Source organism: Telluria sp. ZT3P39 (assembly GCF_059685935.1).
The window spans coordinates 157,446-167,319 of sequence record NZ_JCASIH010000007.1 but is presented as its reverse complement, the minus strand read 5'-3'; the positions used below and the strand labels follow the sequence as shown (position 1 = coordinate 167,319).

Sequence of the window (9,874 nt, the reverse complement as noted above, 5' to 3'; positions counted from 1 at the left end):
TCAGTTCCCCAACAGGATGCGTCCGCTGGCATGGGCGCCGGCGTCCGAGAAATAACGAAAATTCAGCTGCCCTTTGGCGCTGTCGTGCACAAGTTCGAGCTGCACCGGCTGGCCGGGCCGGATCATCTGCTGGAATTTCAGGGCATTGATCCCGCCGAAACCCTGCCCGATATCGAAATAGCTACGGCCGTAATGGATCGCCCAGTCCACCTGCACCACGCCCGGCAGCACCGGGGCGACGCTGAAGTGGCCGTCGAAATACAGCAGGTCCGGCGGCACGATCAGCTCCATCAGCATGCGCGCAGGCTCCTGCTCCAGCACGCGCATGGCCGGCAAGCGCGGACGCGCGTCCCCATCGAGCAGCGCCAGCAACTGCGCCTGCGTGGTCTTGCCCTGGGCATTGACCGGCAGGCGCTCGAGATAGCGCCAGCGGCGCGGCAGGGCCACGGCCTCGAAGCCGGCAGCCAGCAGCGTACGCAGGCTTGCGTTCATGGCGGGCTTGCCGGCGTCTTCAAGCCGCGCCCTGCCCTCTTCGCCCAGTACGACGAAGGCGGCCAGCACCTGGCGGCTTTCGCCGGGTATTGCCAGTACACGCGCCTCGCGCACGAATTCGCCGGCGACCAGGGCTGTCTCGATGGCGTCCAGCGAGACGCGCTTTTCTTCGATCTTGACGATGCGGTCGGCGCGGCCGCGCAGCAGGAAATGGCCCTCGCCGCAGTCCTCGACCCGATCGGCCAGGCTTTGCCAGCCATCCGGGCCGGCATGACACGACTGCACCTCCAGCAAGCCGCCGGCATCTGCGCGCCACTGCACGCGCGGCAGCGGATGCCAGGGGTCCCCGGCCAGCTCGCCGCGGCGGCGCCAGGCCACGCCGCCGGTCTCCGAGCTGCCGTAGACTTCGACCGGCACCTGCCCCAGGAGCGCCGAGGCATGCGCGCCGGCGGCCGGTTCCAGCATGCCGCCGGACGAGAAAACCGTGCGCAGATTTCTTGCCGCGCCCTGCCAGTCCAGGTGGGCCGGCAGGCGCTTGAGGTGGGCCGGGCTGGCCAGCAGCACGCAGGCACGCGCGCCAAGGGCCGGCGCCAGGGTCTCGGGGAATTCGTGGCGCTCCGCATGGAGCGGGCGGCCTTCGGCCAGTGGCCACAGGACCCGGAACAGCAGGCCGTAGATGTGCTGGTGCGAGACGGTGGCCAGGATATCGGCGTCGCCCAGGGGCGCGCCGAACTGTTCTTCCAGTGCCGCGATCTCGCTCGTCAATTGCGACAGCTGCTTGGCGATCGGGGTCGGCGCGCCGGTGCTGCCGGAGGTGAACACGACCAGTGCCGGGAAGTCCGGCGCCGGCGCCGTCCATGCGCCCTGCCAGTCGTCGCCTGCGAGCGGTGTCCGCGGCTCGTGGTGCAAGGGGAACTCGCCCCAGAAGGCATCGACCTGTCTGCCTAGCGCCTCGCAGGTGGCCGGCAGCGTGTCCGCGCCGAGCCAGACGGTCTTCCCCGACAGCCAGGCTCCGACCAGGGCGGCCGCGAATTCCAGGCTGTCCTCGTGGAAGAGCGCGACGAGGGTCGCCGTGCTGCGCCGGCCGAGGGCGGCCCAGGCGCGGATGCGCGCGAGCAGTTCGCCGTGCAGGACCGGACTGCCCGCGCGCCGGCCGGCCAGCTCGCCGGGGGCGCGGTGCTCGAGGTGATGAAACAGCTCAGACATGGTGCAAACGCTTGAATCGCATGCGCAGCAGGTACTCCCCGCCGAACATCAATCCCATCAAGATATAGGCCAGCACGCCGGTGTAGAAGGACCACACCGCCTCGCTGGCAAACAGCGCCGTGCCCAGCGCGATCGCGCCGTTCACGACAAAGAAGACGCACCAGGCCTGGGTCACGCGGCGCGTGTAGGCCACGGCTTGCGGCGGCAGATCGCTCTCGCGCAGGCGCGCCAGGCGCTCGACCATCGGCATGCCCGTCACCAGGCTATAGCCGAAGGCAGCCAGCAGCGCGGCATTGACCAGCACCGGATACAGCTTGAGCGGCAGCAGCGCGTTGTAGCCGACCGCCACCGCCACCAGCGCGAGCCCGCCCGCCGCCGTCCAGCGCGCCGAGGCGCTGAGTTTCAGCGCAGGAAGGCGGGTCGCGGCGGTGAGCAGCAGCAGTCCGGCCAGCCAGCGCGGCTCGATGGCGTCGTGGCCCAGCCAGATCGCCAGCGGATAGAGCAGCGTCAGCGCCAGCGTCAGTGCATTCCAGAACACCGAATCAGGCCACTTGCTCTTCGGCCAGGCCGGCCAGCGCGTCGACGACGTCGCCGATGGTGCGGATGGTCTTGAACACTTCCGGCTGCAGGCGCTTGCCGGTCATTTGCTTGAGCTTGACGGCGAGGTCCACGGCATCGATGCTGTCGATATCGAGTTCGGCGTACAGGTTCGACGACAGCGTCAAGGCCGCGCGATCCAGCTCGAACATCTCCGCCAGCAGGTCGGCGACCCAGACGAACAGCTCATCGCGGTTCATGTCGTTAATGCTAATCATGGCGAATGGCTCCCTGTTACTTCTTGCGGTTTGCTTCGATCATCGATGCCAGCGCGCGCACCGATGCAAAATGCCGGCGCGTTTCCTGGGATTCGGCCGACAGCGTGATGCCGTAGCGCTTCTGCAGCGCCACGCCGATTTCCAGCGCGTCGATCGAGTCCAGGCCCAGGCCTTCGACGAAGAGCGGTGCTTCGGTGTCGATGTCGTCGGGGGTGATGTCCTCGAGTTGCAGGACGTCGATGATCAGTGCCTTCACTTCTTGTTCAAGCATGTTGCTGGCCTTCTTTCATGAAAAACTGTTGCAGGTATTCGGTCAGGCGGCGCGCCGCGACCACGTCGGAAGTTTCCGCGGTGCGGAAAGCCTCCATCCCGATGTCATCCTTGACCTCGATGGTAAAACTGGCCTGGCGCGGCGGCACATGCCACCACTTGTCGCCCTTGCCCAGGGTCGGCGGCTCGCAGCGGATCACCACCGGGGTGACCGGCAGCGTGCCGCGCACGGCGATGTTGGCGGCGCCGCGCTGCAGCTTTGCCGCGCCGCTGCGCGGCGTGCGCGTGCCTTCCGGGAAAACGATCAGGTTGCCGCCCGCGCGCAGCGAAGCAATGCAGTCCTCGACCAGCTCCGGGCCGCGGTCGTTGCAGATATAGCCGGCGGCGCGCACCGGGCCGCGCGTGAACGGGTTGTTCCACAGCGCGCCCTTGACGATGCAGTCGGCGTTGCGGACAAACGCGATCAGGAACACGGTGTCGATCAGGGTCGGATGGTTGGCCAGGATCAGCTGGCCGGCGCGATCGAGCTTGTCGAGGCCGAGCACCTCGTAGCGCAGCACGCCCAGGCCCCGCATGACGCCGACGAAAGCGCGAAAGCTGGCGCGGATGGTGGCGCGCGCCGCCTGCCTGCGCGCCTGCGGCGTCCGGATGCACAGCTGCAGCAGCGGGAACACGATCACGCGCAGAAACAGGCCGCCGATGCCGAACAGGGCGAAGCTCAGGCCCGTGGCGAACACACGCCAGGCATGATTGACGCGCTCAAGCATCGCGGCTCCAGGTCCAGCGCTTGCCGCCGGCATGGCGCACCAGCGGCGTGCCGGCATGGTGAAAGCGCAGGACCTCGAGCCCGCCCGGCGTGCGCGAAGTTTCGCCTTCCGGCGCTGCAGTCCAGGACAGGCGCACCGGGTTTTCGCCTGCGGGCACCATGGCCCAGGCAAAGGCGAACGGCTGCTCGTCGCAATCTTCGAATTCCTGCAGCAGGGCCGGCAGCGGCGTGTCGCACACCACCAGCAACACCATTGGGGCACCGTCATGCAGCTGGCCGCAGGCTTCGATGACGGCATGCTCGACACTCGACGCGCCGGCGGCCAGGGCCACATGGTTGGCGCGGTCGCCCCGGGCAATGGAGAACAGGCCGGCGCTGGCGTTGTGCACAGCCAGGCCGAAGCCGGTGGGCGACAGCGGCTCGCCGCGCACGAGGTCGCCCAGCAGGTCGATGGCGCGCGCCACTTCACCATGGCGCGAGCAGAACACGGTCGGGACGTCGCGCGCCTCTTCCATGGCTTCATAGGCGACTTCAAGGGCCATACGGCCGAGCAAGCCGGCACGGCGCCGCAGCATCGGCGCCATCGCGGCCACCTTCGGCTCCTCGCCGACCGCGAGCGGCCAGGGCTCGCGCGCCCATTCGGCCCAGCGCTCCCGCGTCGCGAGGCCGGGAGCCCAGGCGGCATGCCGGGCAATGGAAAAGACGACCTCGGATTCGGACATAGGGCTAATGGCTGCTCGGCGATGCGGGGAAAAGAACTGCTGCGTGTAATGCTGCCATGCAGCAACAAAGCGGAATTATAATCCCTCGGGCTCGATGTAGGAACTGTCTGACATGACAAGAAGCAGGTTTTGCAACAAGCTCATGCGCCGCGGGTCAATTCCGGGACCTCCCAGAGGAAAGGCGCGATCTTGCCACAGCGGAAGCCGTCAAAATCTCACCAATTCTCACTTGTGGGATGAAGGCGACGCCCTGAGGTCGAGCGCGTCAAGCTTGCAGCAAAGAGTGTTGAAAGAAGCGGCGCGAACGGCCGGTTTCAAGGGCGGGGCCGGCGGCTCAGGCCGCAGGCAACAATGCGCGCAGCCGCTCCGGCAGCGGCTTGGACTTCTCGGCCTTGAACTCGACCCAGACGACTTTTGCACCGCCCTCGGCGTGCAGCGCGCCGGGCCGGCCATCGAGCCCGAGCAGGCGAATCTCGTGGCTCACCTCGAAGCTCGAGCGCCCCGGCGGACCGACCCAGGTCGTGACTTCGATCTCGCCCGGATAGGTCAGCTGCTTGAGGAAGCTGCAGTGGGCGTTGACGATGACCGGCCCTTCGCTGGTCGGGTCGGGCAGCGCCCCCACTTGCTCCAGCCACGCGATGCGGGCCGTTTCGATATAGCGGAAGTAGACCGTGTTGTTGACGTGGCCCATCGCATCCATGTCGCCCCAGCGGATCGGCATGGTCATGGTATGTACCAACTGCTTGCTGCTCATTGTGCCTTTGTTCGTGAAACGGATTACTGCGCCGTCATGCCGTCGTCGGCCGTGATGATGGCGCCGTTGATGAAATGGGCTTCTTCGGCCGCCAGCAGCAGGAGCAGGCCATCGAGGTCTTCGGGCTTGCCGGGGCGTTTGCGCGGGAGCATGTCGATCAGCTTGCGCCCCTGCTCGGTGCCGAAATAATCCTCGTTCATTTCGGTGGCGATGTAGCCGGGGCAGATGGCATTGACGTTGATGCCGTACTTGCCCCATTCGACCGCCATGGCCTTGGTCATCTGCACCACGCCTGCCTTGCTCATGCAGTAGACGCCGATCTGCGGCAGCACGCGCAGGCCCGCCACCGAGGCGATGTTGACGATGCGGTGCTGCTTGCGCGGGTCGCCCTTGGCGCGCTGGATCATGCGCTTGGCCGCCTGCTGCGCCACGAAGAAGGCGCCGCGCAGGTTGGTGTCCATGATGTAGTTGTAGTCGTCTTCGGTGACGTCGAGCAGGCGCTGGGTGCTCTGCACCCCCGAGTTGTTCACCAGGATGTCGATCGGGCCGGCCTCGGTTTCGGCGTGGGCGATGGCCGCCTTGATGCTGCCCAGGTCGGTGACGTCGAGCCGCACCACGTGGGCGGCGCCGCCGTCGGCTTCGATCTCCGCGCGCAGTTCCTTGAGCCGCTCGACCCGGCGCGAGGCCAGCACCACCTGTGCACCCGCGCCGGCCAGCGCCTTGGCGAAGCGCGCACCGAGGCCGCTCGAGGCGCCGGTGACCATGGCGATTTTTCCTTCAAAATTGACTTCGATGCCCACGTGCCGGTCCCCTTCGTGTCAATCATTCTGTTTGTGAAGCCACCATCTTACACAAATCATCAGTATTAGATTGCTGCATCTAATAATGTCCGTAAAATGGCGGCCAAAGTTGCAAACAATGACAAAAAGCCGCACACTCGTGCTTAAATTTTTCCTGCCCAATCACACAACATAACTGAGCACCATGACTGAGACAACCAACCTCCTCGAACAATACGGTCCGCGCGAAGCAATGGAATACGACGTGGTCATCGTCGGCGGCGGCCCTGCGGGCCTGTCGGCCGCGATCCGGCTCAAGCAGCTGGCGGCGCAACAGTCGCGGGAAGTCTCGGTCTGCGTGCTTGAAAAAGGCGGCGAGCTTGGCGCCCACATCCTGTCGGGCGCGGTCATGGATCCGATCGCCCTCAATGAATTGATCCCGGACTGGAAGGAAAAAGGCGCGCCGCTGCACACCCCGGTGACGGAAGACCAGGTGCTGTTCCTCACCGAGACCAAGTCGTATGCGACGCCGCAGTTCATGGTCCCGAAGATGCTGACCAACCACGGCAACTACGTGATCTCGCTGGCCAACGTGGTGCGCTGGCTCGGCACCCAGGCCGAGGCGCTCGGCGTGGAAGTGTTCCCGGGCTTCCCGGCGGCCGAAATCCTGTACAACGAGGACGGCTCGGTCAAGGGTGTCGCCACCGGCAACATGGGCGTCAAGCGCGATGGCGAGCCGGGGCCGGACTTCCAGCTCGGCATGGAGCTGCACGCCAAGTACACGATGTTCGCGGAAGGTTCGCGCGGCCACCTCGGCAAGCAACTGATGGCCAGGTATGACCTCAACAAGGGCCGCGATCCGCAGACCTACGGCATCGGCATCAAGGAGCTGTGGGAGATCGACCCATCCAGGCACAAGCCGGGCCTGGTGATCCACACCGCCGGCTGGCCGCTGGACAACAGCACCTATGGCGGCTCCTTCCTCTACCACCTGGAGAACAACCAGGTCGCGGTCGGCTTCGTGGTGGGCCTGGCCTACGAGAACCCTTACCTGTCGCCGTACGAGGAATTCCAGCGTTATAAAACCCACCCGGCGATCCGCCATTACTTCGAGGGCGCCAAGCGCATCTCGTACGGCGCGCGCGCCATCACCGCGGGCGGCCTGCAATCGCTTCCGAAGACCGTCTTCCCGGGCGGCGCCCTGATCGGCTGCGATGCCGGCTTCCTCAATACCAGCCGCATCAAGGGCAGCCACGGCGCGATCAAGACCGGCATGCTGGCCGCCGAAGCGGCGTTTGCGGCGCTGGGCGAAGGCCGCCAGCACGATGAACTGGCCGCCTACCCGGCCGCCTTCGAAAAGTCGTGGCTGCACGAGGAACTGCATGTGGCGCGCAACTTCAAGCCGTGGATGTCGAAGGGCCTGTACCTGGGCACGATCATGACCGGCATCGACCAGATGCTTTTCCGCGGCAAGGCGCCCTGGACGCTGCACCACAAGCATGCCGATCACGAGACCCTCAAGCCGGCTTCGCAGTTCCAGCCGATCGTCTATCCGAAGCCGGATGGCAAACTGACGTTTGACCGCCTGTCCTCGGTGTTCATCTCGAACACCAACCACGGCGAAGACCAGCCGGTGCACCTGACCTTGAAAAACGCGAGCATCCCGGTGGACGTCAACCTGGCCAAGTATGCCGGCCCGGAACAGCGCTACTGCCCGGCCGGCGTGTACGAGTTCGTGAAAACCGACGAGGGCCGTGACCGCCTGCAGATCAATGCGCAGAACTGCGTGCACTGCAAGACCTGCGACATCAAGGATCCGACCCAGAACATCGTCTGGGTGACGCCGGAAGGCGGCGGCGGCCCGAACTACCCGAACATGTAAGGGTGGGCATGCCGAACCCGATGCGGCGGCTTCGCACCGCCCTGATGGCCTGTGCGCTGGCCTTCCCGGCGGCGGTGCAGGCCGATGATGCCGGCGTGCGCAGTGCCGCCCTGCTCGATCATCGTTTCTGGATCGAGCCGAACGTGACCTACCTGACGGCCAGCGGCAAGGAGCTCAAGCTCGACGTCTACCGCCCGATGAAGCGCAGCGAGCAGCCGGCCCCGGTCATGCTGCACTTCCACGGCGGCGGCTGGGTCGCGGGCAGCCGCGAGAGTTCCGCGTTTGCGCTGCTGCCCTACCTCGAGATGGGCTTCACGGTGCTGAACGTGAGCTACCGGCTGGCCAACGTGGCGCTGGCGCCGGCAGCCGTGGAAGACACGCTGTGCGCGCTGCAGTGGGTCGGCCGCAATGCGAAGAAGTACAACTTCGATGTCACGAAGGTCGTCACCACCGGCGACTCCGCCGGCGGCCACCTGGCGCTGGCCACGGCGATGCTTCCTTCCGATTCGCCCTTCACCAACCAGTGCGCCGCCAACGAGCCTACCTGGAGCGGCCCGTACCAGAACCCGGCGCCGAAAGTGGCGGCCGTGATCAACTGGTATGGCATCACCGATGTCGCCGACATGTTGCAGGGGCCGAACCAGCGTTCGTATGCGGTGGGCTGGTTCGGCAGCATGCAGGGGCGCGATGCGCTCGCGCGGGCGCTCTCGCCTTTGAGTCATGTGCACGCCAAAGGGCCGGCCGTGTTCACCATCCATGGCGATGCCGATCCCCTGGTGCCGTATGCGCATGGCCTGCGCCTGAAGAAGGCGTTGGACGCGGCCGGCGTGAAGAACGAACTGCATACCGTGAAAGGTGGCGGGCATGGCGGCTTCACGGCCGAGCAGCACGTCGCTGCGTATGCGGCGGCCCATGCCTTCCTGCGGGGACTGGCGATCGTCCCGCCCGCGCCGTAAGCCCTTGATTTAACTGCTGAGTTTGTGCGACGAGTCCTACGGGCAAGCCACCCGGATTCCGATTGTCGCCGTTGGCGAGAGGTTTATGATGAACTCCTCGACCACGCAAGCAAGGAGTACAGCATGGGTGAAAACAAGGGACATGGAGTCAAAGGTCCGCGTCACGACAACGACATCGACGACCTGGGCATGAACCGGGCCGGTCAGCAACAGTCGGGCAATATGCAGTCGGGACAGCAGTCGGGCAACATGCAGTCAGGAAAGCAGCAAGACAGCCAGCAATCTGGCCAACAGCAAGCTAGCCAGCAGTCCGGCAAGCAGCAGCAAGGCAGTCAGCAGTCCAGCAAGAAGCAGCAAGGCAGTGAGCAGTCCGGCCAGCAGCAGCAAGGCAGTCAGCAATCTGGCCAACAGCAGCAAGGTAGCCAGCAGTCCGGCAAGCAGCAACAGGGCAGCCAGCAGTCAGGCGGCCAGCACGCTTCCGGCGGCACGCCGGCACTGGACGACCTCGGTTCGCGCCAGGGTGAATCCGCCAAGGATGCCTCCCATGCCTGGGATCAGGAAAACAGCGCCGACAAGCAACGCGGCAACCGTTAAACCGGGGCGCCAAGGCGCCGCTTCAAAATGAAGCAACAATGCGCACCGACGCAGGCTCATCGCCCGCCCGGTGCGCTTCTACGTCTGGCGTACTGGAACAAACGCGAGCAGCATACATGCGTTGTATCGCCCGGTCAGGCCAGCTTAGACATTCGGGAAACCATTAAGTAATTCCGCAGAGCGATCCTTCGGCATTCTGGCCTTGCACTGGTTCAACGCCATTGAATATGCTGGTTTTGTTTCTTCAATTTCAAACGCAAACACTGCGCAGTTCGCGTCACGAAACCTTATCCATGCTGTCTGAGCAGACCTGAGTTTCGAAAGCAGTTCAATTCGCAAATCCGGGGCTTCCTTGTACGAAAGTGCGACTTTATCTATCGTTTGACGATAGGCGACATTGAGTTCCCGGGCAGCCTTCTTGAAGTTTTCGGCAACGCAACGTTCGATGCTGGTACTTGAGCTCAAAGCGCATTGCTCATCGGCGCTGGCTGTTCCCATTAGGCAGAGAGCGCAAACACATACGGAACTCTTCAACATTTTCTTCATATCGATGCTCAAGGGTGGAATCTGAACGACCGCTTCTGGCCCGGCAGCGGACCTGCCTGGTGCGTCCGGCATCGACCCAGGCGAACGTGTGC

At 65.0% G+C, this 9,874-nt stretch carries 12 protein-coding genes; 3 read left to right on the top strand and 9 right to left on the bottom strand.

The annotated features are described in order from the left end of the window. The 8 genes from AC56LR_RS09920 to AC56LR_RS09885 form a co-directional block, all read right to left on the bottom strand. The gene (locus AC56LR_RS09920) at nucleotides 1-1,698 is read right to left on the bottom strand and encodes an ApeI family dehydratase (RefSeq protein ID WP_497129908.1); all 1,698 of its coding nucleotides are present in this window, start codon (nucleotides 1,696-1,698) and stop codon (nucleotides 1-3) included. Further along, nucleotides 1,691-2,236, bottom strand: coding sequence for a COG4648 family protein (locus AC56LR_RS09915; protein ID WP_497129907.1), 546 nt, complete (start codon nucleotides 2,234-2,236; stop codon nucleotides 1,691-1,693). Before AC56LR_RS09915 ends, AC56LR_RS09920 begins: the two co-directional genes overlap by 8 nt. Nucleotides 2,237-2,240: 4 nt before the next feature. Beyond that, the gene (locus AC56LR_RS09910; protein ID WP_497129905.1) at nucleotides 2,241-2,513 is read right to left on the bottom strand and encodes an acyl carrier protein; all 273 of its coding nucleotides are present in this window, start codon (nucleotides 2,511-2,513) and stop codon (nucleotides 2,241-2,243) included. A 16-nt stretch (nucleotides 2,514-2,529) separates the two neighbouring features. Beyond that, a complete protein-coding gene (locus AC56LR_RS09905) occupies nucleotides 2,530-2,784 on the bottom strand; it encodes a phosphopantetheine-binding protein (RefSeq protein WP_497129903.1) in 255 nt (84 codons plus the stop codon). Next, nucleotides 2,777-3,550 (bottom strand): lysophospholipid acyltransferase family protein, encoded by a 774-nt coding sequence (locus AC56LR_RS09900; protein ID WP_497129901.1) that lies wholly within the window; start codon nucleotides 3,548-3,550, stop codon nucleotides 2,777-2,779. Before AC56LR_RS09900 ends, AC56LR_RS09905 begins: the two co-directional genes overlap by 8 nt. Further along, the gene (locus tag AC56LR_RS09895) at nucleotides 3,543-4,271 is read right to left on the bottom strand and encodes a beta-ketoacyl synthase chain length factor (protein WP_497129899.1); all 729 of its coding nucleotides are present in this window, start codon (nucleotides 4,269-4,271) and stop codon (nucleotides 3,543-3,545) included. Before AC56LR_RS09895 ends, AC56LR_RS09900 begins: the two co-directional genes overlap by 8 nt. Before the next feature lie 334 nt (nucleotides 4,272-4,605). Continuing rightward, nucleotides 4,606-5,025 carry an acyl-CoA thioesterase gene (locus AC56LR_RS09890; protein ID WP_497129898.1) on the bottom strand — a complete coding sequence of 140 codons (420 nt, stop codon included), beginning with the start codon at nucleotides 5,023-5,025 and terminating at the stop codon, nucleotides 4,606-4,608. Between the two features lie 23 nt (nucleotides 5,026-5,048). Further along, nucleotides 5,049-5,825 carry an SDR family oxidoreductase gene (locus tag AC56LR_RS09885; RefSeq protein WP_497129896.1) on the bottom strand — a complete coding sequence of 259 codons (777 nt, stop codon included), beginning with the start codon at nucleotides 5,823-5,825 and terminating at the stop codon, nucleotides 5,049-5,051. A 184-nt stretch (nucleotides 5,826-6,009) separates the two neighbouring features. Between AC56LR_RS09885 and AC56LR_RS09880 the strand changes: the two genes are divergently transcribed. The 3 genes from AC56LR_RS09880 to AC56LR_RS09870 all read left to right on the top strand — a co-directional run bounded on the left by AC56LR_RS09880 (nucleotide 6,010) and on the right by AC56LR_RS09870 (nucleotide 9,236). After that, complete coding sequence (locus AC56LR_RS09880) at nucleotides 6,010-7,686, top strand: electron transfer flavoprotein-ubiquinone oxidoreductase (protein ID WP_497129895.1); 1,677 nt, start codon at nucleotides 6,010-6,012, stop codon at nucleotides 7,684-7,686. Between the two features lie 8 nt (nucleotides 7,687-7,694). Then, nucleotides 7,695-8,642 (top strand): alpha/beta hydrolase fold domain-containing protein, encoded by a 948-nt coding sequence (locus AC56LR_RS09875; RefSeq protein WP_497129894.1) that lies wholly within the window; start codon nucleotides 7,695-7,697, stop codon nucleotides 8,640-8,642. A 123-nt stretch (nucleotides 8,643-8,765) separates the two neighbouring features. Further along, the gene (locus AC56LR_RS09870; protein WP_497129892.1) at nucleotides 8,766-9,236 is read left to right on the top strand and encodes a hypothetical protein; all 471 of its coding nucleotides are present in this window, start codon (nucleotides 8,766-8,768) and stop codon (nucleotides 9,234-9,236) included. Nucleotides 9,237-9,380: 144 nt separating this feature from the next. On the opposite strand, the gene AC56LR_RS09865 is transcribed toward AC56LR_RS09870, so the two are convergent. After that, nucleotides 9,381-9,782: a lysozyme inhibitor LprI family protein gene (locus tag AC56LR_RS09865; RefSeq protein ID WP_497129890.1), complete on the bottom strand. Its 402-nt coding sequence runs from the start codon at nucleotides 9,780-9,782 to the stop codon at nucleotides 9,381-9,383. Nucleotides 9,783-9,874: the final 92 nt, after the last annotated feature.

What these genes read in the sequence shown, in the direction of transcription:
- AC56LR_RS09920 (WP_497129908.1), bottom strand. Translation starts at nt 1,698, where the DNA reads ATGTCTGAGCTGTTTCATCACCTCGAGCACCGCGCCCCCGGCGAGCTG.
- AC56LR_RS09910 (WP_497129905.1), bottom strand. Translation starts at nt 2,513, where the DNA reads ATGATTAGCATTAACGACATGAACCGCGATGAGCTGTTCGTCTGGGTC.
- AC56LR_RS09905 (WP_497129903.1), bottom strand. Translation starts at nt 2,784, where the DNA reads ATGCTTGAACAAGAAGTGAAGGCACTGATCATCGACGTCCTGCAACTC.
- AC56LR_RS09900 (WP_497129901.1), bottom strand. Translation starts at nt 3,550, where the DNA reads ATGCTTGAGCGCGTCAATCATGCCTGGCGTGTGTTCGCCACGGGCCTG.
- AC56LR_RS09895 (WP_497129899.1), bottom strand. Translation starts at nt 4,271, where the DNA reads ATGTCCGAATCCGAGGTCGTCTTTTCCATTGCCCGGCATGCCGCCTGG.
- AC56LR_RS09890 (WP_497129898.1), bottom strand. Translation starts at nt 5,025, where the DNA reads ATGAGCAGCAAGCAGTTGGTACATACCATGACCATGCCGATCCGCTGG.
- AC56LR_RS09880 (WP_497129895.1), top strand. Translation starts at nt 6,010, where the DNA reads ATGACTGAGACAACCAACCTCCTCGAACAATACGGTCCGCGCGAAGCA.
- AC56LR_RS09875 (WP_497129894.1), top strand. Translation starts at nt 7,695, where the DNA reads ATGCCGAACCCGATGCGGCGGCTTCGCACCGCCCTGATGGCCTGTGCG.
- AC56LR_RS09870 (WP_497129892.1), top strand. Translation starts at nt 8,766, where the DNA reads ATGGGTGAAAACAAGGGACATGGAGTCAAAGGTCCGCGTCACGACAAC.
- AC56LR_RS09865 (WP_497129890.1), bottom strand. Translation starts at nt 9,782, where the DNA reads ATGAAGAAAATGTTGAAGAGTTCCGTATGTGTTTGCGCTCTCTGCCTA.